The organism is Chryseosolibacter histidinae (genome assembly GCF_018598225.1).
GTDB classification, from domain to species: Bacteria; Bacteroidota; Bacteroidia; order Cytophagales; family Cyclobacteriaceae; genus Chryseosolibacter; species Chryseosolibacter histidini.
In genome coordinates, this window is sequence record NZ_JAHESF010000015.1 from 1 (window position 1) to 21,102 (window position 21,102).

The 21,102-nt window shown below is 51.3% G+C and carries 20 protein-coding genes; 13 read left to right on the forward strand and 7 right to left on the reverse strand.

Going from position 1 to position 21,102, the window contains the following annotated elements:
* Together KK083_RS16135 and KK083_RS16140 are read left to right on the forward strand one after the other, a co-directional pair.
* A partial coding sequence (locus KK083_RS16135; RefSeq protein WP_254164560.1) for a T9SS type A sorting domain-containing protein occupies positions 1-903 on the forward strand: 903 nt, incomplete at its 5' end.
* A 124-nt stretch (positions 904-1,027) separates the two neighbouring features.
* The gene (locus KK083_RS16140; RefSeq protein WP_254164562.1) at positions 1,028-1,480 is read left to right on the forward strand and encodes a PepSY-like domain-containing protein; all 453 of its coding nucleotides are present in this window, start codon (positions 1,028-1,030) and stop codon (positions 1,478-1,480) included.
* A gap of 16 nt (positions 1,481-1,496) precedes the next feature.
* Here the strand turns inward: KK083_RS16140 and KK083_RS16145 are convergent, their stop codons facing one another.
* The 7 genes from KK083_RS16145 to KK083_RS16175 all read right to left on the reverse strand — a co-directional run bounded on the left by KK083_RS16145 (position 1,497) and on the right by KK083_RS16175 (position 8,997).
* A complete protein-coding gene (locus KK083_RS16145) occupies positions 1,497-2,564 on the reverse strand; it encodes a protein-glutamate methylesterase/protein-glutamine glutaminase (protein WP_254164565.1) in 1,068 nt (355 codons plus the stop codon).
* 17 nt (positions 2,565-2,581) lie between these two features.
* The gene (locus KK083_RS16150; protein ID WP_254164567.1) at positions 2,582-3,418 is read right to left on the reverse strand and encodes a CheR family methyltransferase; all 837 of its coding nucleotides are present in this window, start codon (positions 3,416-3,418) and stop codon (positions 2,582-2,584) included.
* Positions 3,418-5,082, reverse strand: a complete 1,665-nt coding sequence (locus KK083_RS16155; protein ID WP_254164569.1) for a methyl-accepting chemotaxis protein — start codon at positions 5,080-5,082, stop codon at positions 3,418-3,420. The genes KK083_RS16150 and KK083_RS16155 overlap by 1 nt, the downstream gene beginning before the upstream one ends.
* Before the next feature lie 20 nt (positions 5,083-5,102).
* Complete coding sequence (locus KK083_RS16160; protein WP_254164571.1) at positions 5,103-5,603, reverse strand: chemotaxis protein CheW; 501 nt, start codon at positions 5,601-5,603, stop codon at positions 5,103-5,105.
* A gap of 30 nt (positions 5,604-5,633) precedes the next feature.
* Positions 5,634-7,658: a chemotaxis protein CheA gene (locus KK083_RS16165; RefSeq protein WP_254164573.1), complete on the reverse strand. Its 2,025-nt coding sequence runs from the start codon at positions 7,656-7,658 to the stop codon at positions 5,634-5,636.
* On the reverse strand, positions 7,648-8,028 hold the full coding sequence (locus KK083_RS16170; protein WP_254164575.1) for a response regulator: 381 nt from the start codon (positions 8,026-8,028) through the stop codon (positions 7,648-7,650). The genes KK083_RS16165 and KK083_RS16170 overlap by 11 nt, the downstream gene beginning before the upstream one ends.
* 72 nt (positions 8,029-8,100) lie before the next feature.
* Positions 8,101-8,997 carry a transporter gene (locus KK083_RS16175; protein WP_254164577.1) on the reverse strand — a complete coding sequence of 299 codons (897 nt, stop codon included), beginning with the start codon at positions 8,995-8,997 and terminating at the stop codon, positions 8,101-8,103.
* 991 nt (positions 8,998-9,988) lie between these two features.
* Between KK083_RS16175 and spt the strand changes: the two genes are divergently transcribed.
* From spt to KK083_RS16230, 11 genes are read left to right on the forward strand one after another with little or no spacing between them, the layout of a single operon-like run.
* Positions 9,989-11,197, forward strand: a complete 1,209-nt coding sequence (spt, locus tag KK083_RS16180; protein ID WP_254164579.1) for a serine palmitoyltransferase — start codon at positions 9,989-9,991, stop codon at positions 11,195-11,197.
* Positions 11,194-12,315 (forward strand): GNAT family N-acetyltransferase, encoded by a 1,122-nt coding sequence (locus KK083_RS16185; RefSeq protein ID WP_254164581.1) that lies wholly within the window; start codon positions 11,194-11,196, stop codon positions 12,313-12,315. The genes spt and KK083_RS16185 overlap by 4 nt, the downstream gene beginning before the upstream one ends.
* A complete protein-coding gene (locus KK083_RS16190) occupies positions 12,312-13,298 on the forward strand; it encodes an NAD-dependent epimerase/dehydratase family protein (protein WP_254164583.1) in 987 nt (328 codons plus the stop codon). Before KK083_RS16185 ends, KK083_RS16190 begins: the two co-directional genes overlap by 4 nt.
* A 33-nt stretch (positions 13,299-13,331) precedes the next feature.
* Complete coding sequence (locus KK083_RS16195; RefSeq protein WP_254164585.1) at positions 13,332-14,657, forward strand: inositol-3-phosphate synthase; 1,326 nt, start codon at positions 13,332-13,334, stop codon at positions 14,655-14,657.
* 11 nt (positions 14,658-14,668) lie between these two features.
* Complete coding sequence (locus tag KK083_RS16200) at positions 14,669-15,121, forward strand: phosphatidylglycerophosphatase A family protein (protein WP_254164587.1); 453 nt, start codon at positions 14,669-14,671, stop codon at positions 15,119-15,121.
* Positions 15,122-15,126: 5 nt separating this feature from the next.
* Entirely contained in the window at positions 15,127-15,498 is a 372-nt protein-coding gene (locus KK083_RS16205; protein ID WP_254164589.1) for a GtrA family protein, read from the forward strand.
* Positions 15,499-15,523: 25 nt separating this feature from the next.
* Positions 15,524-18,106, forward strand: a complete 2,583-nt coding sequence (locus KK083_RS16210) for a DUF5686 and carboxypeptidase-like regulatory domain-containing protein (protein WP_254164591.1) — start codon at positions 15,524-15,526, stop codon at positions 18,104-18,106.
* A gap of 9 nt (positions 18,107-18,115) precedes the next feature.
* Positions 18,116-18,871 carry a CDP-alcohol phosphatidyltransferase family protein gene (locus tag KK083_RS16215; protein WP_254164593.1) on the forward strand — a complete coding sequence of 252 codons (756 nt, stop codon included), beginning with the start codon at positions 18,116-18,118 and terminating at the stop codon, positions 18,869-18,871.
* A gap of 5 nt (positions 18,872-18,876) precedes the next feature.
* On the forward strand, positions 18,877-19,431 hold the full coding sequence (locus KK083_RS16220; RefSeq protein ID WP_254164595.1) for a DUF4833 domain-containing protein: 555 nt from the start codon (positions 18,877-18,879) through the stop codon (positions 19,429-19,431).
* Positions 19,432-19,436: 5 nt separating this feature from the next.
* A complete protein-coding gene (locus tag KK083_RS16225) occupies positions 19,437-20,054 on the forward strand; it encodes a sterol desaturase family protein (protein WP_254164597.1) in 618 nt (205 codons plus the stop codon).
* On the forward strand, positions 20,044-20,997 hold the full coding sequence (locus KK083_RS16230; RefSeq protein WP_254164599.1) for a phosphatase PAP2 family protein: 954 nt from the start codon (positions 20,044-20,046) through the stop codon (positions 20,995-20,997). Before KK083_RS16225 ends, KK083_RS16230 begins: the two co-directional genes overlap by 11 nt.
* Positions 20,998-21,102: the final 105 nt, after the last annotated feature.

The following is a 21,102-nucleotide window of genomic DNA, read 5'->3' on the forward strand; positions in this document are numbered from 1 at the left end:
AGCTTAAACACAGCTGTTGCAACTATTGATGGTAATGTAGTTGCGATTGTAGGAGCGGGCACTGCAAAGATCGTGGCCCGTCAGGCCGGTGATGCGCAGTACAACCCTGCTGACGAAGTACAACAAACACTTATTGTAAGCAAAGCCACCCAGACCATCACCTTCAACGCGCTGCCCGACAAAAGACTGAGCGATGAAACATTCATACTCCCGGCAACAGCATCATCCGGTTTACCCGTCAGCTACGTGAGCAGTCATCCTGACATCGCTTCCATCGATGGCAACAGGATCATCCTTCACAAGGCAGGAAAAATAGCAATCGCCGCCAATCAGGCTGGTAATGAGAACTATGAGCCAGCCATGCAGGTACCACAAATACTGAACATCCTGAAGAACCTCCAGTCAATCGCTTTCGCTGAATTGCCTTCGAAGATGTTCGGCGAAGCGCCTTTCACACTATCGGCGACAGCCAGCTCATCCCTTCCTGTGGTCTATGAAAGCAGTAACGCAGCGGTGGCAACAGTTGTGAATAACACGGTTACCCTCCAGGGCGCAGGTACAACTGTCATCACTGCTACACAATCGGGCAACGATACATTCGAAGCAGCTTCGTCCGTGCAGCAAACACTCGTAGTGGAGCTTATTACTGACCTGGAAGGTCGCGCAGAAGTACTTGTGGGTGTTTACCCGAACCCGGTGCATGATGCGCTGAGCGTCAGCGTTGCATCCGTAGGCCCGGTTCGTATTGAAATGTTCGACGCCATGGGCCGTGTTGTCGCCCGTGAAACAGCATCATCCGGAGAAGACGCGGCACTGCAAGTGGATCATCTTCAGCCCGGCATCTATCACGTGAAGATCAGCACAGCGCATCAGGTGGTAACACGTCAGATCATTAAAAAATGATCGCTTTCTGAATTTTAAAAGTATTATCAATCTCAGGCATCAGGTATCCGGGAACAGTCGGTTTTAGTTAATGGGTTCAGAGACATCCCGGTGCCTTATGCTTCATTTTAATCGATATCTCAAGATGAAAAGATGTATTCTGTTCTTGTTGTTGCTGCTCCTGTTGTGCCACTTTTCGCACGCCCAAAAGGTGGACGAGAAAGATGTGCCCGCCAATATCGCGGCGGCGGTCAAGGCCAGGTCTGGCGGGTCACCCGTCACCATGTGGGTGCGCGATCAGAACCGGGGTAAGTATATCGCCACGCTCATCAGCCCCACAGCGTTCAAGCTGATCGAAGTAGATATGAAAGGGCAGTGGCTGGGAACACAAACCGCTTTACAGGAAGTGGATTTTCCCGCCGCCCCGATGAAGACCATCCGGGAAAAATACCTGAGCAAAGGATACGAAGGCAGCAACTATGTTTTTGTGGAGGAACCCGGCCGCACGTATTACACAGTAGACGTGTCGTCTGAAGATGAAGACCTCGCCGTTGAGCTCGATGCCAGTGGCAGGATCCTCGAAGCAAAGACCAGGTGATCGCAAGCTGTTTAGCTCAATGAAAATGCTCCAGGATCGCTTTCGGCATCTCTTGTAAGGCCAACACCTGCTGGGCAGCATTGATCCGGATGGCTTCTTTCGGCATCCCGAAAACAACACACGACTTCTCATCCTGTGCGATGGTGTATGCACCGGCCTCCTTCATATGCAGCAGACCTTCGGCGCCGTCTTTTCCCATGCCGGTCATCAGGATGCCCACCGCATTTTTTCCGGCATGCCGCGCCACGGAATTGAATAACACGTCGACGGAAGGTTTGTGCCGGTTCACCAGCTCTCCATGGCAGATCTTGATACAATACCGGAGGCCGTTGCGCACAACCTCCATGTGCTTTCCACCGGGCGCAATGTAAGCGTGACTGTTCAATACCGGCTCGCCGTCTTCGGCCTCTTTTACAGTTATCTCCGTGATGAGGTTCACATTTTCGGCAAACGATCTTGTGAAACCTGCCGGCATGTGTTGCGTAATGACAATCCCAGGTTTGCCTGGCGGAAAGTTTCGCAGGAAAAAACGAAGCGCTTCCGTGCCGCCGGTTGATGCGCCGATGGCGATGACTTTGCCAGTAGTGGTAGCGTGATGCAAGGAGGCGTAGTCCACCTTGTTTTTCACGGCAGGCGTATACTCCTGCGCGGGCCTGTTGAGCGCCACACGTTTTACCGGGGCCATGTAAGCAGCTTTGATGGCATCGGTGATGCGGATGCGCGATTCTTCGATGTGCTCCGCCGTATTCCTGATCTCTGACTTGCCCACGATCTCGATGGCGCCAAGCTCCAGCGCACGCAAAGCCTGGTCACTTCCTCTTTCCGTAAAGCTTGAAATGATCACTACCGGAATGGGGTATTGTGCCATGAGGGTCTTCAAAAAAGTGAGACCGTCCATGCGCGGCATCTCGATGTCCAGCGTGATCACATCCGGGATCTCGTTTTTGATCTTCTGCGCCGCAAAGAACGGGTCCGCCGCCGTGCTCATCACTTCAAGCTGCGGATCGGTGTTGATGATATCGGTCAGGGTTTGCCGCACCAGCGCAGAGTCATCACAGATCAACACCCGTATACGTTTTTTCATTTGGCTCTCAGGTTAATTTAAACGCGCTGAAAAACAGTGGGCCTCAGTTGCTTCACCGGCAGCTGCATATGATAGATGGATTCCGAGTGCCCGATGAACAGGTAGCCACCCAGCCGCAGCTTCGACAGCAGCTTCCGCACAACCTGCTCCTGCGTTTGCCGGTCGAAGTAGATCAACACGTTGCGACAGAACACGGCATCGAAGTCGGGCTCTACTTCCAGTACGCTGTCCGTTAGGTTGATCCTTTTGAAAGCAACCTTTGATCGCAGGCCGGGTGCGATCCTGATGGTTGGATTCTCCTGGTTCTTGCTGCGAAGCAAATACCTTTTGCGCAAGCTCATGGGAATGCCTGTGATGGTCCTCTCATCGTAAACACCTTTTACGGCTTTCTCCAGCACTTTGGTTGAAATATCCGAAGCCACAATGCGGTATTCGAACGAGGGGTTGCTGTTGTAGAATTCTTCCAGCACCATGGCCAGCGTATAAGGCTCTTCACCCGTTGAGCATGCCGAGCTCCACACTTTGAAAGGCCGCGGCATCCGGAGCCTGGAAAAAGAAGGCAGTGCCTCCCTTTCCAGGAACTCAAAATGACCAGGCTCGCGAAAAAAATCTGTCTTGTTGGTAGCCACCGAGTCGATCAGGTGAACGATCTCGGCCTGCCCTTCCATGCTGTTCATCACATAATCGCAGTAGGTGGAGAACGAGCTCATGGCATGGGCCACGAGTCGTTTCTGCAACCGGCTTTCCACCAGCACTTTTTTTTGTTTCGACAGGTTGATCCCGCAGGCCTGGTAAATAAAACCTCTCAGCCGTTCAAAATCACGTTCAGAGATCTTGAGAATGGAATCACTCATCAGCCTGAATATTTTTCGTAATCATTGTCCAGGTGGTCGCTGCCGTTGCCGTTGGAGAGGTCCAGCACAACGCCATGTTTACCCTGTGATCTTGGCGCTGTTTTGATGGCCGCGACGGGAGCAGGGCGTCTTCGCTGTGTGATCTTTTTGCCGGCGCCATGATCTTTGCCCACCTTGAAGAACGAGATGGCTTCGCGCAGGTGCTCGGCCTGGCTCGACAGCTCTTCAGCGCCCGTGGCCATTTCTTCCGAGGCCGAAGCGTTTTGCTGGATCACCTGGTTGAATTGCTGAATGGCATTGTTCACCTGCTCGGCACCCGAGTTCTGTTCAAGGCTGGCCGCGGAGATCTCCTGTACCAGCTTGGCCGTGTTCTGAATATTGGGAACGATCTGGTCCAGTAGTTTTCCTGACTTGTCTGCAATGGATACGCTTGACCCTGACAGCTCATTGATCTCGGAAGCGGCTGCCTGGCTGCGTTCCGCCAGCTTGCGTACTTCTGCGGCTACCACGGCAAAACCTTTACCCTGGTCTCCGGCCCGCGCGGCTTCAACGGCTGCGTTAAGCGCCAGCAGGTTGGTTTGCCGTGCGATCTCGCCAATGATGGTGATCTTCTCGGCGATCTTCTTCATGGAGTCCACGGTCTGGTTTACAGACTTGCTTCCTTCCTGGATGTCGGAGGCAGCTTTCAATGCCGTCTTTTCCGTTTGCTGTGCATTGTCTGTATTCTGCTGAATGTTGGAGACCATCTCTTCCATAGAAGAAGAGATCTCTTCAGCAGAGGCGGCCTGCTCCTGTGAGCCCTGTGACATTTGCTGCGAGGTAGCGCTCATTTGTGTGCTGGCAGAAAAAATATGATCTGAAGCGGTGGAGACGAACATGAGCACTTCCTTCAGCTTTTCCACCATGTTCCTCAGGTGGTCGAGCAGCTCACCAACTTCGTCTTGCGATGCATTCACGATCTCGATGGTAAGGTCTCCTTCTGAAATACTTTTGATGGCTGATTTTGCCTGGCTGATGGATTTCGAAATAGAAGCGATGATCCAGTACGCAACAACGCAGGCAATGACAACGGCGGTGCAAAGCAGAATGATCATGTTCATGCGGGCTTTCTCGTAATTCTGGTCGGCCTGCAGTTTGGCATCGGCCAGCGCCTTTTCATTTTTCTTGAGGATCTGGCTCATGGAGGCCACCGCGCCCATCGCCGCCTCGCGCCCTTCGGTTCTTGAGAGCGTGTACGCCTCGGCCTGGGTGCTATCGGTGTTTTTAACGCTCAGCGATTTGATGCGGGCGTAAACCTTGAGGTAGTCGTTCCACTTGGCGGAGAACGATTCGAGGATCTCGACTCCTTTTTCGTCAGAGATGGAGCGAAGCAGCTCCACACGCTCCTGCAGCTCCTGGTTCTTGTTCTCGATGAGGTTGGCGTATTCCTGCACCTCTTCCACCTGGCCGGTGAGGATCAGCTCTTTTTCACGTTTGGTGATGAACTGGATATCTTCCGCGTTCTTCGAGGCCAGCATGATACGTTTCACGTTCGAGTCCACGATCGTGTTCAGCTGATCGTTCAGGGAAGCTGAATTGGTATTGCCCATGTAAAAGATCGCGGCCGATAGCAGGATCAGCACAGCGAAGGCTGCGACAAGACGGGTTTTTATATTGAGTTTCATAACTGTGGGGATTAGTGAGGTTAAGCGATGGATATTTTTTCTTCTGCGGTTTCCTGAATAATAGAGACTTCATCGGTGGTGAAGACCAGTGCCAGGTTCAGGATCATGACAAACTGATCGTTTACTTTTACCATGCCTTCGATGAACTCGGAACGGTATTTTGAGCCGATGGAGGGAGCAGGCTGAATGCTGGACTGCTCGATCTCGCGTACTTCTTGTACTGCATCCACAAGCGCTCCAAGCATGATCTTCTGTTTCTCGGATTCGAGGTTCATCACCAGGATGCAGGTGTTAACGGTGTCGTCTGCCTTGTCGAGCCCGAACTTGATCCGGGTATCGATCACCGGCAGTACGTTGCCGCGCAGGTTGATCACCCCGCGCATGAAATGGGGCGCGCGCGGCACTTTGGTGATCTTGCTCAGCTCCAGTATCTCCAGCACGTGGTTGACACTGGCCGCGAAAGTTTCGTCACCCAACCGGAAGGTCAGATACGAATGACTGGTTAAAGTCTGTTGTTCCATAGACAATAAAGAAAGTTAGGTTAGAGATTCTTACATGAGTGATGCCTGCTGTTGCCGCACAAGCTGCTTCACCAGTTTGTCGGTATCCAGCACCAGCGCTACCGCTCCGTTGCCGAGGATGGTAGCCCCGCTGAATTCTTCCTGGCGTTGGTACATATCGCCGAGGGGCTTCAGCACCGTCTGGTATTCGCCAACGATGTTATCTACCGTGATGCCTACCGGGTGTTCATCATAGTTGATCTTGATCACCTGCATCACCTCGGGTATCGCTGCCTGGTCCCGGAAGATCTCCTGCAGATAAAACACCGGCACCGGTTGTCCGTCGAGCAACAGCTTCTGACAGCCATCCGGTGTCAGCGATTTTGACGGCACCTCATAACATTTATCCACCGCAGCCAGCGGAATGATGTAGTCCGATACACCGATCTTCACCAGCAGCCCTTCTATAATAGAGCGTGACAGGGGCAGCCTGATGTGAATGGAGGTACCACGTCCCGGAAGGCTCTTGAGCGATAGGTGGCCCCGAAGCTCGTTGATCTTTTGTTTCACAACATCCATCCCTACGCCGCGTCCGGAAACATCGGAGACCTGTGCCGTGGTAGACAGTCCCGGGTGGAAGATCAGGTTCAGGATCTCGTCTTCAGAAAGCTGTGCTTCGGCATCCACCAGGCCTTTCTCCTTTGCCTTTTGAAGCACACGTTCCTTGTCAATACCCTTGCCATCGTCGCTGATGATGATGTTCACGTAACTGCTGGCGGTGAAGGCCCTTAATTTTACCGTGCCGTGTTCGGCCTTGCTCGCAGCCTTGCGGTCGGCAGGACTTTCAATGCCGTGGTCGATGGCGTTGCGGATGATGTGGATCATCGGCTCGGTCATCAGCTCGATCACGTCTTTGTCGATCTCCGTTTCGGCGCCTTCAGAAAGGAAGTTCACTTTTTTGTTCAGCGTCTTGGAGAGGTCGCGTACCAGGCGTTTGAATTTCGTTACCAGCGTTTCGATGGGCACGAGGCCGATCTCGAGCGAAGTATCGCGCAGCTGGCGTGTTACCATGTCCAGCTGTTCCGTTGTATCTGTGAGCGATGCCACGTTGAGCTTGGACGCCGTGTTGGCAAATTGTGCCTGCAGTATGATGAGCTCGCTGATCCAGTTCAGCAGGTCGTCGATCTTGCGTTTGCTTACCTTGATGTACGTGTCGTTAAGCACTTTTCTCTTGCCTTGCGTCTCCGCTTCTTCTTCGATTTGCTGCGTTTTCTTTTTGGCCTCGTCATCATGCAGGCCGGCAACGGAACGAAGCTCATCCAGGTTCACGGGTTTGTCTTCCACCGATTTCAGGTACTGGATGAATTCGGGCTGCTCGAAAAGATCTCCGGCAGCCAGCCGGGTGAATGTGGCTCGGCTCTCATCCTCAACAAAGATGAAGTAGCTCTCGAGCTCCGCCTGCGAAGTTGTAGTGGAAAGGAAGATCTCCCACTGCGCTATCTCGAGCGATTGCTTCTTGGTTACCTTGACACTGGAAGTGCCCAGCGCGGCAATGTCCTGAACAATGAACACCAGCGGATGATTGCCGTCTTCCGTCATGCTGATGAGCGGCGTAACGTTGACGAAGAAAGTGGCCAACTCGTCTTTTTTCAGGTTGCCCGCGGGCGTCACAAGGTCGGCACCCGTCAACGACGCATCGATCGTCCGATGAAATGCGTGTACGGCCGTCAGGTGATCGTACAGCGCATCTTTCCGGGTAATGGCTTCGAATGTTTTCTCCTTCAGCAGGTCGCGTACCTTGTCGAAGGCCTGCAACGTGATGCTGATCAGCTTGTCAGATACCTGCGTTTTTCCCTGTCGCACCAGGTCAAACAATGTTTCGAGGTAGTGTGCCAGCTCGCCGATGTTATCGAACCCGAACATGTTCGCGCCGCCCTTGATGGTGTGCATGGTGCGGAATACCTGTTCAAGCGGTGCCTTGGCATGGGCGTTGGCCTCCAGCTGCAGGAGGCCTTCGTCGAGCTCGTTCAGCAGGTCGAGGGCGTCTTCAACGAAACGCTTCTGATTACTGTCCATGAGCGATGGCGTTTTCGATCTGCGCAAAGAACGTTTCGGTGCGGTAAGGTTTTTTGATCCAGGCAGAGAGCCCCGCTTCTTTGGCGCTTCTCATTTTTTCAGGATCTACTTCAGTGGTCAGAAAGATCACCGGAACTTTAGAGACACTGGGATGGCCTTTGATCTTTTTCAGCAGCTCGAACCCGGTGCAGCCCGGCATGTTGTAATCCGAAAGCACGAGGCTCACCTCGCCCGCTTTTTCGGTCAATAGCTGATAGGCTTCGTTGCCATTGGTAGCCGCCAGGGTGGCGTAACCTTTTCTTTCGAGCGTCTCGCAAACAAAGTCGCGGATGCTTCCAAAGTCTTCTACAACGAGAATTGTTTTTTTCATAAGGGGTATGGGATTTTTAGTTAGGGTTTCATCAGGAGGGGAGGTGACGCGTGGTAACCCGGCAAATGGTGTTTATCTCATGGCATAGCAGGGTTCCACTGAAAGGTAGAAGAAGGTGCCGGCGCTCTCGAAAGCTCCGTTGCTGAAGTTTACCGGGATTCCCGCACCGGGTACGATCTGCACCTTGCCAACATCAAAAGCGTATCGGATCCCGGGATTTACTGTCATCAGCTGGTCATTGATCAGATGACCATCATCTCCAATGCGTTTCCCGCAGGAGAGTATATACTCCGTAAGCAGGTGCATCTTTTTATGCGCCAGCCATACCAGGCTCGCACCAAGGTTTACAGAAGCAATATTCTTTTCATACCGGCTTGCCGGCGTGCCATTGCGCTCATATAAATAATGATCGGCATGGATAATATAGGTGTAGCCTGTATTGGTATGGGCTGTGATCTTCTTGCTCAATCGTTTGGTAACAGCAACATTGAGCTGACTGCCCCAGCCTCCGTTTCCGAAACCCGAGGGCGCGTTCCCGGTAGGGAAGATGATGGTGATGCGGGGAACGATCAGTGCCCAGTTGTGCTTTCCGGCGATCAGCGGATGATAGCTCAGCATAATGTCTCCAAAGCCACTGGTTGACGCCGGAATGCCGGCAGGCCTTGTATACTGCCCGGTGTTTTTCAACCACGCGTACGAAAATGTGAAGCTGAGCTGATGTTTGTGACTGACCAGGGGGATCTCTTGTGTATAGCTGTAGTTCAGCATCTTGTCTGAAACCACCATGTTTGAAATGTGCTGAATGATGCCCGCCTCCTGGTTGAAAGCTTCATCGATCAGCATCGAATTATCTTCGAGATAGGGTTGGCCGTAATAAAGATAGCTTCCGCTTTTCAGGACGGGGCTGGTTTGCGCCGTTGAAAAGATGGTATAGGTCGTCAGGGTAGCGATCAATAAAGCCAACTTCATAAATGAGATCAAAACTATCCTTCTGGAATGTTCCGATGTTTTGCGGAACATGAGAAAACTTACACGAGAAATAATAACAGTGATGTATACTGCCGCTGGTAAAGAGATTATCTGTAGGCACGGGGTCTAATGCCGGTTGTCTCCTGGCACGATTGCGAAGATCGGTTTATACAAATAACCTCTCTATAAATATAACCAAGTTAACTTATCTTACAACCTGGTGGGTAGGCAACGATTCATGCTATAGTCATGTAGTTGTGTATGCATTGCTGAATGCGGTGAAGAATGCTTAGGTGAATACACGGGCAGTGCAAAGTAGATCCACGTACCAATGCATACTTCTTCGCTTTGGTATGGTTCCGGGTGTACTGATCACCGAAGCCCTCCTTGTCATGCGCACATGTTCGGCGTCGAAGGCACCAGGCCCCCAACTGGCGGGGAGACGATGGCAAAAGCTATAGTGTGGTCTTGCGCCAGAGTGACATGCTGGTATCCTCCATGATACCGCTATGACGGGATCGAAAAAAACTTAAAGGTGTTATAGGGGTCTGTGATCGGATGGTTGTCTTTGGTCAGTCAACCCAACCCTTTGAGGGCTTTTCAAGAGGTAGAATCTAAGTTTAAGAGATTACCCCGTGTAAACCCTCAAAGGGTTATTCCCGAAGGGTAGAATTTGAAGAAGCCTGGAAGCGGTTGAGAAGGGTATTTCGTGAAAAAACGAGCCTGGCAGGGGAAGAATGGGCCGATCAGCTAAAAAAGGCGATTTTATGGGAACATCACTTACACAACATTCCGGACAAATCAAAATATATATGAGTAAATATTTAAGTCTTTATTAATTCTAAATTAAAAACTTTTCTACTTTTGGACCGTAAAACGAAATCATTCGAACTATTCATTAGACTAAAAAACGATTTTGTTCGACCAATCAACTAGTCGAAAAACGGAAAATCACCTGCTTTAGTTTCAGGACACATTTGACATTTTACCCATGAGCAAACCATTACAAGCCAGGATCGCCAGCTATACAACGGCGAAGGAAGCAAGAGAACGGGGCGTTTACCCTTACTTCAGGCCCATCGAATCAGCACAAGACACAGAAGTGATCATTCACGGCAAACGTGTGCTGATGTTCGGTTCCAACTCATACCTGGGGTTAACGAACCATCCGCGCATCAAGGAGGCCTCCCAAAAAGCCATCGAAAAGTATGGTACGGGCTGCGCAGGCTCTCGTTTCCTGAACGGAACGCTGGATATCCACATCGAGCTGGAGAATAGAATTGCAGCCTTTACGGGAAAACAGGCTGCCCTCATCTTCAGCACGGGCTTCCAGGTAAACCTGGGCGTAATGTCATGCCTCACCGGCCGCAACGATTATCTGATCCTGGACGAATACGACCATGCTTCCATCTATGATGGCACCCGCCTCTCTTTTTCCCGGGTGATCAAGTATGCCCATAACGACATGGCAGACCTTGCCCGCCGATTAAGCGTATTGCCGGAAGAATCGGTTAAGCTCATTGTTATAGATGGTATCTTCAGCATGGAGGGAGATATCGCCAGGCTTCCCGAGATCGTTTCCATCGCAGCGCAATACGGTGCAACAGTAGTGGTAGACGACGCCCACAGCCTGGGTGTGATCGGGAAAAAAGGCGCCGGCACCGCTTCGCATTTCGATCTGAACGACCAGGTCGACATCATCACCGGGACATTCAGTAAATCACTGGCTTCCCTTGGGGGATTTGTAGCCAGCGATGCCGATACCATCGATTACCTGAAACACCATGCACGGTCGCTGATCTTCAGTGCCAGCATGACACCCGCTTCTGCCGCCAGTGTTATCGCGGCCCTCGATATCCTTGAAAACGAGCCGCAGCACATGGAGCAGCTGTGGAGCAACACCCACTACGCCAAACATTTGCTGACCGAAGAAGGCTTCGACATCGGCGAAAGTGAAAGCCCCATCATTCCCATCTATGTGCGTGATAACGAGAAGACCTTTATCATCACCAGCCTGTTACAGCAGGACGGCGTGTTTGTGAACCCGGTGATCTCACCCGCGGTTCCTTCCGATGCGTCACTGCTCCGGTTCTCGCTGATGGCCACCCATACTTTTGGCCAGATCGAAGAAGCCGTTGCAAAGCTCGCAAAAGCTTTCAGCCGCGCAGGTGTGGTCAGAGTAAAAGAGCGCATCAAATGAAACAGGTAGTAGCAGTTACTTCCAAAGCGCAGCTGGAAGCGTTCATCGATTTCCCGCACGACCTGTATGAAAATGATCCTTGTTATGTTCCGGAATTGTTCATTGCGCAGCGCGATCTGCTGACCCCCGGGAAACATCCCTTTCACGATCATTCACCCGTACAACTTTTTCTGGCTTATGACAATGGAAAGGTTGCAGGACGCATTGCGGCGATCTTCAACAAGAATCACAACGCATTCAATAATACCACAGACGGCTTCTTCGGCTTCTTTGATTGTGTGAACGACAAGGAGATCAGCAGCATGCTGTTCTCGAAAGCGGAGCAGTGGCTGAAAGAACAGGGCGCAACCTCCATCGTGGGACCGGCGAATTTTTCAACCAACGAGACCTGCGGATTGCTGGTCAAGGGTTTTGATACACCGCCGTTTGCCATGATGCCTTACAACAAAGCGTACTATGAGTCACTGATCGGCAACGTGGGCCTGCACAAGAAGGTTGACCTGATCGCCTACCGCTTCGGTGAAGACGGCTATGACGATAAATCTGTGAGGCTGAAAGAAGCGATCGTCAATCGCCTGAAAACCAAAGGCATCGTCATCAGGCCCGTCGTGAAGAAAAATTTTCAGGCTGAAGTCGATAAGATCCGGGAAGTCTATAATTCCGCCTGGGACAGGAACCTGGGTTTTGTGCCCATGACGCACAAGGAATTCGATTACCTGGCAAAAGACCTCAAGATGATCCTGGATACAGATTTTTGCCTCGTTGCTGAAAAAGACGGCAAGCTGGTCGGGTTCGCTTTGGCCATTCCCGATATCAACCAGATCCTCATCAACATCCGCCGCGGAAGGCTGCTGCCCTTCGGTCTTTTCAAACTCCTGTTTGGCATGAAGAAGATCAACGGTATCCGTGTGATTGCACTGGGTGTGGTAGAAGGATACCGGAAACTGGGCATCGAAGCGTGTTTGTATGCAAGCATCATCGAGGCCTACCGGAAGAAAAAATACAAACATTGCGAAGCATCGTGGATCCTCGAGCACAACGAGCTCATGAACAAAGCGCTCGAGCATGTGAAAGGCGTTCCGCACAAGCGTTACCGGATCTTTGAGAAAGCGATATGAAAGAGCGTGTGCTGATCACGGGTGCGAGCGGATTCGTAGGCTACCACCTCATCGAAGAGTCGTTGCGTAAAGGACTGGAGGTATATGCTGCGGTGCGGTCTACCAGCGCCGTCGATCATCTCAAGGCACTGCCCATCCGGTTCACGACAACAGATTTTTCAGATGCGAAGGCCCTGCGCGAAGACCTGGAAGCAAATCAGTACGATTATGTGATCCACGCTGCGGGTGCAACGAAGGCAGCCAGTGAAGAAGATTACATGCGCGTCAACGCGGAGTATACCCGCAACCTTGGGGAAGCCATCGCTGCGGTGCAATTGCCACTGCGCAAATTTGTTTTCCTCAGCAGCCTCGCGGCGGCGGGCCCTTCACAGAACCGTGTGGCCATCACGGAGCACGATCGTGAAAAACCCGTGACATGGTATGGAAAAAGCAAGCTGCAGGCCGAGGGGTATCTCTCCGGGATCCACACATTGCCTGTGGTCACGCTGCGCCCAACCGCGGTATACGGCCCCCGCGACCGCGACATATTTATTTTATTAAAAACTTTTGCACAGGGCCTCGAGCCTTACATCGGGTGGGGAGAACAGCAGCTGAGCTTTGTGTATGTGAAAGACCTGGCTTCCGTTACCATCGACGCGCTGCGGAGCAACATTACAGGAAAGACATATAACGTGGCGGATGGGCGCAGCTATGACCGTTACGAGTTAGCCAATATCACCAAAGAGATCCTGAAGCTGAGAACTTTCAGGGTGCACATCCCCACAGCCATGGTTCGTGCGCTGGCGCTGGTGCAGGAAACAGCGGGGAAGATGCGGGGCAATATTCCCGCGCTCAACCGGAACAAGATCGCGGAGCTTACCGCCAACTGGTCGTGCAGCATCGACAACATCTGCAAAGACCTTGGGTTCATGCCGCGGTACAGTCTTGAGAACGGTCTGGCAGAAACCATCCAATGGTACAAAGACAACCAATGGCTTAAATAAACCTCGAACAACAGAAACACTAATCATAACAGTATGAAAGAACAGATAGAACAAGCGAACGGGAAATTAGGTATCCTGATCCCCGGCCTGGGCGCGGTGGCTACCACCATGATCGCAGGTGTGGAGGCGGTGAAGAAGGGACTGGCACAACCCGTGGGCTCCCTGACGCAGACCGGCAACATCCGCCTGGGAAAGCGCACAGAGAATCGCTATCCGAAGATAAAGGACTTCGTACCCCTGGCCGACCTGAACGATATCGTATTCGGCGGATGGGATGTGTATGAAGACAACGTATATGAGGCTGCCGTTCACGCCAAGGTGCTGGAGCTGGGATTGCTGCAGCCCATCAAAGCCGAGCTCGAGAAGATCAAGCCGATGAAGGCAGTGTTCGACAAGGCCTACATCAAGAACCTCGACGGCAAGAACGTGAAAGAGGCCGCAACAAAATACGACCTCGCCCTGGCCGTGATGGAAGACATCGAGAACTTCAAAAAAGTGAATAACTGCGAGCGCCTGGTAATGGTATGGTGCGGGTCAACGGAGAAATACATCGAAGAGTCCGACGTGCATCAGAGCATCTATGCTTTCGAAGCGGGCCTTCGTAACAACGATCCGCTGATCTCTCCCAGCATGATCTATGCCTATGCGGCGATCAAAAAAGGAGTTCCTTTTACCAACGGTGCCCCTAACCTCACGTGCGATATTCCTGCGCTGGTAGAGCTGTCGAAGGAGAACAATGTGCCGATCGGCGGAAAAGACTTTAAAACAGGCCAGACCCTGATGAAGACCATTCTCGCGCCGGGACTTCACGCGCGTTCACTGGGTATCCGCGGATGGTTCTCGACGAACATTCTCGGTAACCGCGATGGCCTCGTGCTGGACGATCCCGATAACTTCAAAACAAAAGAAGTATCGAAGCTCGGTGTGCTCGAAGATATTTTACAACCGGAGCTGAGCCCCGAGCTGTATGGCGAGCTGTATCACAAGATCAGGATCAATTATTATCCGCCGCACGGCGATAACAAAGAAAGCTGGGACAACATCGACATCTTCGGCTGGCTTGGCTACCCGATGCAGATCAAGATCAACTTCCTCTGCCGCGATTCGATCCTCGCCGCGCCCATTGTGCTCGACCTTGCTTTGTTCATCGACCTGGCGAAACGTGCCAACATGAGCGGCATCCAGGAATGGCTGTCATTCTACTTCAAGTCGCCGCAGACAGCCCCCGGGTTGCGTCCTGAGCATGACATCTTCAAACAGCTGATCAAGCTTCAGAACACACTGCGTCACATGATGGGCGAAGACCTCATCACGCACCTCGGTCTTGATTATTATCAGGAGCTGGTGGAGGCGTTGTAAAAGATCAAAACATGGACCTGCATAAGATCATTGCTACCGGACTCGGCATCGGATTCATCCGCAAGGGAAGTGGCACGGTAGCCGCCGCCCTCTGCGCCATCGTATGGTATCTGATGTCTGCCGGAAGCAATGATCCGAAGGTGGCCCTGCTGGTGACCCTGGTCATCACCGCTATTGGAGTCTGGTCTGCAGGAAGGGTGGAAAAGTACTGGGGTGTTGATAACAACCGTGTTGTGATAGACGAGATAGCAGGCATGTGCATCAGCCTCGTCTTTGTGCCGGTGAGCATAGTCACCGTGGTCACCGCCTTTGTGCTGTTCCGGTTCTTCGATATCGCAAAACCTGCGTATATCCGGAAGGCCGAAAACCTTCCCGGTGGCTGGGGCGTGATGGCAGATGATGTGCTTGCAGGCATCTACACCAATATCATTCTGCAGGTAGCTGTAAGAACATCGATCCTCTGAAAAATATGTTCACATTTTTGCGCGCTCAAACTGCATCGCTTGTTGCCTCGGCGACAGACTTTGCCATTACCATTGCCTGCGTCGAGCTTGCAGGCATCTGGTATGGCGGGGCGAGCGTGCTGGGAAATATCACTGGCGCCGTAACTCATTTTATGATGGGCAGAAAATGGGTGTTCGGCGCAACCGAAACGCCGGCATGGCAACAGGGCTGGCGGTACGGGGTGGTGTGGGCCGGATATGTGCTGCTGAATTTTTTACTGCTGGTAGCTGTAACAAGTTATACCGGAATCAACTACGGACTTGCCAAGATAGCCGTAGCCATTGCCCTGAGTGTAAGTTATAATTATGTATTGCAAAAAAGATTTGTATTTAAATAGTGTCCTGAGCGGAACGAAAGATCCCATGTTAATAGCAGGGAAACTGGAGGGCTTTGGTCGTTTATCTCTCAGGGTAAGCCTGCTATTCGTGTGCCTGTTCCTGTGCGCCTCATGGGCTTTCGGCCAGGCTACGGTGGTCAGCGGCGTTGTGACCGATGCGGAAACAAAAGAGCCATTGCCCTTTGTGAATGTTTATTTCAAGGGCACGTCAATAGGCGCCATGGCAGATGCCGATGGGAACTACACCGTTCACACCAGCAACATTACCTATACGGAATTGTATTATTCATTCCTGGGATATAAAACGGTTGTCAAAAAGATCCTGCCCGGAGCAACACAGGTGATCAATGTGAAGCTATCGCCCGAAGCAAAGGAGCTGAAAGAAGTAGTGATCACCCCCGGCAAAGGACGTGAACGGTATCGTAACAAGAACAACCCGGCGGTAGACCTGGTGCGCGAGATGATCGCCCGTAAAGACCAGAACCGTATGGAGCACTACAACTTCGCCGAATATGAACAATATGAAAAACTTCAGATGTCGCTGAGCAATATGTCGGATAAGTTCAGGCAGCGGAAGCTCTTCCGGAAGTACAAGTGGCTGTTCGATAACGTAGACACCACTACCATTGAAGGAAAAGCGCTGTTGCCCATTTACCTTCAGGAGACGCTGACGGATCAGTATTACCGGCGCGATCCTGAAAAGAAGAAATCCGTCACCAAAGGCCATCAGAAAGTGAGCTTCGACGATTATATCGATAACCAGGGTCTGAGCACCTACCTGAACTATCTGTATAACGATATCGATATTTACAATAATAACATCACGCTACTCACCAACCAGTTCCTAAGTCCCATTGCCGATGGTGCGCCTACTTTTTACAAGTTTTACATTACCGATACGCTGAAAAGTGAGACGCCTCCGCTGGTGGAGCTTTCATTTGCACCGCGCAATCCGGCCGACTTCCTCTTCCAGGGCAGGTTGTATGTAACGCTTGACAGCAACTATGCGGTGAAGAAAGCGGATATGACCGTGAACAAGAACATCAACCTGAACTGGGTACGTGAGCTGTCCATCGATCAGGATTTTGAAAAGACCGAAGACGGCCGTTACCATGTTTCGAGAAGCCGCATGCGCGCGGACTTCGGTCTGTCTAAAGCTGGCGGCGGCATGTTTGGCGAGCGTGTGGTGTCGTACAAGAACTTCACGGTGAACAATCCCCGCAACGAGAATTTTTACTCGGGCGAAGCGGAGACAACACTCACAGATGCTGAAGAGCATACAGAAGAGTTCTGGCAAACCAACCGCCACGATTCACTCACCCGTGCCGAATCAAAAGTGTACCAGAATATCGACAGCCTTCAGAAAGTTCCGTCGTTCAGGCGCACCATGGATATCGCCACACTGCTCCTGGCAGGTTACAAAGGATTTGGATGGTGGGAGCTGGGACCTGTGAACACCTTCTACAGTTTCAACCCGGTGGAAGGCTTCAGGCTCAGGGTTGGCGGACGCACCACGCCCAAGTTCAACGAGCAGCTGTATTTCGAAACCTATGGTGCCTATGGATTCAAAGACGAAAAATGGAAGTATTTCCTGAGTGCCACCTATTCTTTCACGGGCAAGTCTTTCCTCGAATTCCCGGTAAGGACGCTACGGGCGAGCTACCAGCACGATACGAAGATCCCGGGCCAGGAGCTGCAGTTTGTGCAGGAAGATAACTTCTTATTATCATTCAAGCGTGGTGTCAACGATAAGTGGTTGTATAACGACATCTGGAACATCGACTACGTGCATGAGTTCGATAACCATTTCTCTTACCGCATCGGCTTCAAGAACTGGAAGCAGACCCCTGCTGGTGGATTGACGTACCAGGTGAGAAATGAAGATTCCTCCGTTTCTATTCCCAACGTAACCACGTCGGAATTTTTGGTCGAGCTTCGCTGGGCGCCGGATGAGCAATTCTACCAGGGAAAATCTTACCGCATCCCGATCCCCAACAAGTATCCGATCTTCACCGGCAGGCTGATCGCAGGTGTGGATGGATTGTTCAACAGTCAATACAGCTATCAGAATGTGGCACTGAATGTTTATAAACGTGTATACCTGTCGCAGTTCGGTTATACTGATGTGGTTGCAGAAGGCGGCTATATTTTCGGGAATGTACCCTTCCCGTTGCTTGCCATACACCGTGCCAACCAGACGTATTCATACCAGCTGCAGTCGTATAACCTGATGAACTTCCTCGAGTTTGTCAGCGACAAATATGTGAGTGTGAATTTAGATCATTATTTCAATGGATTCATTTTTAACAAAATACCGTTGTTCAAAAGACTCAAATGGAGAGAGGTGGCAACCTTCAAGCTCCTTTATGGAAGCATTCGCCCGGAGAACGATCCGGAGAAAAATCACCAGGCATTCATATTTCCGGTGAATGCAGAAGGGGTCACTACAACGTACTCGCTTCAGCGCGAGCCTTACATGGAAGCGAGCGTGGGTATCGCCAACATCTTCAAGCTGATCAGGGTGGATGTAGTGAAGCGACTTTCGTACCTGGACAATCCGGGTGTATCGAAGTGGGGCCTGCGTGCGAGATTCAAATTTGATTTTTGATTTTTATTTATGAACCATACTATCCAAAATACAATAGATAAAAAAACGATGCAGAAGCAGGAGCTTCGGATTGTGTTGCAGCAGGTGATCTATAAGGTGATCAATCCTGTGGTGAGATTCCTGGTACGCATAGGCTTCACGCCGAATGCGGTTACTACGGTGGGGCTGGCGTTGAACATGGGTGTGGCGGTGATCTTTGTGATGGGTGCCGAAGAAGGAAATCGTGGCGATCTGTCGTACGTAGGATGGGCCGGAGCGCTGACGCTTTTCGCAGGCCTGTTCGATATGCTCGACGGGCAGGTGGCGCGGCTGGGCAATATGAGCTCGTCGTTCGGCGCCCTGTACGATTCGGTGCTCGACCGCTACAGTGAGCTGGTTATGTTCCTGGGCATTTGTTATTACCTCATCGGACATCATTATTTTCTGAGCTCGCTCTTCGCGTTTGTGGCCCTCATCGGTTCCATGATGGTGAGCTACATCCGTGCGCGTGCCGAAGGACTTGGTGTGGAATGCAAAGGTGGGTTGATGCAGCGGCCTGAACGTGTGGTGCTGGTAGGCGTGTCAGCCATCGCCTGCGGGATCACTTCCTATTATATCGGAGGTAACTACAAGCTCTTCGTTCCCGGCATTCCGTTCCACGTGTTCGAGACCATTTCCGTGTTCACCATTCCCATTACGGTGATGGCGGTATTGACAAACATTACGGCCATCAACCGGCTTCGCGATGCAAAGAGAGCACTCGACAAAAAAGAATTTAATAAGTAGCGATCATGAACCTGCTGATAAGCTTTTTGCTGATCATCATTCCAGGCCTTCGCGTCAATGCTGAGGCCAAAGAAGAGCCATGTACCTGCAGGATCGAAAAAAAATTCCCGGTTCCTCCTGCAGACAACAGCTCGTTGTTTTATATCCAGCGCACACCGAATACCAACACCATCATGTACGACGTTAACCTGCATGGCGGCGTTCCTGATCCTGAAGAGCCCGTGCATGTTTACTGGCTGCGTTACGGCGAGCAGGGTCAGAAAGAAGAGTTGTCGTTTATCCAGGAACATTATGCTTATGGACTGAAGACCAAAAAGCTTCACGACAAATATGAGCTCCGTTTTGTCTCGTACAAGAAAATGCCTTTTTACCTGACGCGGTCATCGCGTGACGACCGCTATCGTATTGTGGCCACCATTAACGGCGCCGAGATCGAAGTATCACGCGTGTTCCTGCAGATCGAAGGTGGTAGCTTTTGGCTGCCCAATGTGGTCTGTGTTGAAGTGAAGGGAACGGACCCGGCAACGGGTAAAGAGATCACCCAAACATTTAAGCCTTGATGTTTATGAAGAAGAATTTTGTGTCGAACGGAAAAGAGTCAACCCGCATGTTCAAAAGCAACCTGCTGGAAAGCCTTTCGAAAGTACATTTCACTGTGCCGCTCTTTATCTACGTGCCGGTGATCGTATATTTCATTTACAGGGCGTTTGCCGTGCTTCATAACGACGCATTGACTTTCATCGGCAGCTTCCTCGGAGGACTGTTGTTCTGGACCCTGACCGAATATGTGCTTCACCGGTTTATCTTCCATTTCGAGCCCAGCTCCAGGTGGGGACAACGGATCCACTTTATTTTCCATGGCGTGCATCACGATTATCCCAACGATGCCATGCGCCTGGTCATGCCTCCGTCTGTCAGCATCCCGCTGGCTACAGGCTTCTATTTTCTTTTTCACTTTGTATTGCCAACGCCATGGGTGGCGGCGTTCTTCGCTGCCTTTATGAGCGGTTATCTGTTTTACGACATCTCACACTACGCTATGCATCATTTTACTTTCAAAGGCGCTTTCTGGAAACGGCTGAAGCAGCACCACATGCTTCATCATTATACGGATGCCTCTAAAGGTTATGGTGTGAGCTCTGCCTTGTGGGATAAAATTTTCAGATCTGATTTTGAAAAGTAATATGAACTATCCGGTAGCCCCGATACCAAGAGAATTATCCTGGCGCGAAGTGCTGACCGCGTTGACAGTGTCCATTGGATACCTTCTGGTTTCCTTTTTCCTGATCGGTTTTAAAACGGATCAGCTGATCCTGGCTACGATCTTCTGCACGTTTTACCTGGCTTCGGCGGCGACGCGGAAATTCATTCTCGGCTTCTCCGTTTTCATTGTATTCTGGATCATCTTCGATTACATGAAGGCATTTCCGAACTACCTGTTCAACGATGTGCACATCAGGGACCTGTACAACGCGGAGGTCGGGTTTTTCGGTATTCAGCAAGGTGACGCGCGGCTTACGCCCAACGAATATTTTCAGTTGCACAGTTATGCACTGGCCGATGTGCTCTCGGGTCTTTTTTATCTCTGCTGGATCCCTGTGCCACTGGGCTTTGCGGTCTTTCTTTTCTTTCGCGATCGCGAGCAGCTCCTCAGGTTTTCACTTTCTTTTTTGATCGTGAACCTGGTGGGATTTGTTGTATATTACCTGTATCCCGCGGCGCCCCCCTGGTATGTCAGCCAGCACGGCTTTGACCTGGTGCAGTCTACGCCGGGCAATACCGCGGGCCTTGCCAGGTTCGATAGCTTTTTCGGTGTCACCATCTTTCAGTCGTTGTATTCCAAGAGCTCCAACGTGTTTGCCGCCATGCCATCGCTGCATTCGGCTTACCCGATGGTGGTGGTATATGCTGCCTGGAAGAATAGGCTGGGCGTGGCAACCCTCGTGTTTGCAGTGATCACCACAGGCATTTGGTTCGCGGCGGTGTATACCAACCATCACTACGTGCTCGATGTGCTGGCAGGTATCGTTACCGCTGTGGCGGGTATCACGCTGTTCGAGCTGTTGCTGCAAAAGAATCAGAAGTTCCGGCGTTTCTTCAGCCGTTACGTTGCGCTGATCTCGTGACTTCAATTGAAGGTTAAGAAATTTTAAAATCGTTCACATTTATTACACCACAGATTCATATGACGGTTACTTCGATCTGCGGAATTATCGGTATCTTAGACGATT

Bases quoted from the DNA above. Each gene is read 5' to 3' on its own strand.
- KK083_RS16140 (WP_254164562.1), top strand. From the start codon at position 1,028: ATGAAAAGATGTATTCTGTTCTTGTTGTTGCTGCTCCTGTTGTGCCAC.
- KK083_RS16145 (WP_254164565.1), bottom strand. From the start codon at position 2,564: ATGAAAAAACGTATACGGGTGTTGATCTGTGATGACTCTGCGCTGGTG.
- KK083_RS16150 (WP_254164567.1), bottom strand. From the start codon at position 3,418: ATGAGTGATTCCATTCTCAAGATCTCTGAACGTGATTTTGAACGGCTG.
- KK083_RS16155 (WP_254164569.1), bottom strand. From the start codon at position 5,082: ATGAAACTCAATATAAAAACCCGTCTTGTCGCAGCCTTCGCTGTGCTG.
- KK083_RS16160 (WP_254164571.1), bottom strand. From the start codon at position 5,603: ATGGAACAACAGACTTTAACCAGTCATTCGTATCTGACCTTCCGGTTG.
- KK083_RS16165 (WP_254164573.1), bottom strand. From the start codon at position 7,658: ATGGACAGTAATCAGAAGCGTTTCGTTGAAGACGCCCTCGACCTGCTG.
- KK083_RS16170 (WP_254164575.1), bottom strand. From the start codon at position 8,028: ATGAAAAAAACAATTCTCGTTGTAGAAGACTTTGGAAGCATCCGCGAC.
- KK083_RS16175 (WP_254164577.1), bottom strand. From the start codon at position 8,997: ATGAAGTTGGCTTTATTGATCGCTACCCTGACGACCTATACCATCTTT.
- spt (WP_254164579.1), top strand. From the start codon at position 9,989: ATGAGCAAACCATTACAAGCCAGGATCGCCAGCTATACAACGGCGAAG.
- KK083_RS16185 (WP_254164581.1), top strand. From the start codon at position 11,194: ATGAAACAGGTAGTAGCAGTTACTTCCAAAGCGCAGCTGGAAGCGTTC.
- KK083_RS16190 (WP_254164583.1), top strand. From the start codon at position 12,312: ATGAAAGAGCGTGTGCTGATCACGGGTGCGAGCGGATTCGTAGGCTAC.
- KK083_RS16195 (WP_254164585.1), top strand. From the start codon at position 13,332: ATGAAAGAACAGATAGAACAAGCGAACGGGAAATTAGGTATCCTGATC.
- KK083_RS16200 (WP_254164587.1), top strand. From the start codon at position 14,669: ATGGACCTGCATAAGATCATTGCTACCGGACTCGGCATCGGATTCATC.
- KK083_RS16205 (WP_254164589.1), top strand. From the start codon at position 15,127: ATGTTCACATTTTTGCGCGCTCAAACTGCATCGCTTGTTGCCTCGGCG.
- KK083_RS16210 (WP_254164591.1), top strand. From the start codon at position 15,524: ATGTTAATAGCAGGGAAACTGGAGGGCTTTGGTCGTTTATCTCTCAGG.
- KK083_RS16215 (WP_254164593.1), top strand. From the start codon at position 18,116: ATGAACCATACTATCCAAAATACAATAGATAAAAAAACGATGCAGAAG.
- KK083_RS16220 (WP_254164595.1), top strand. From the start codon at position 18,877: ATGAACCTGCTGATAAGCTTTTTGCTGATCATCATTCCAGGCCTTCGC.
- KK083_RS16225 (WP_254164597.1), top strand. From the start codon at position 19,437: ATGAAGAAGAATTTTGTGTCGAACGGAAAAGAGTCAACCCGCATGTTC.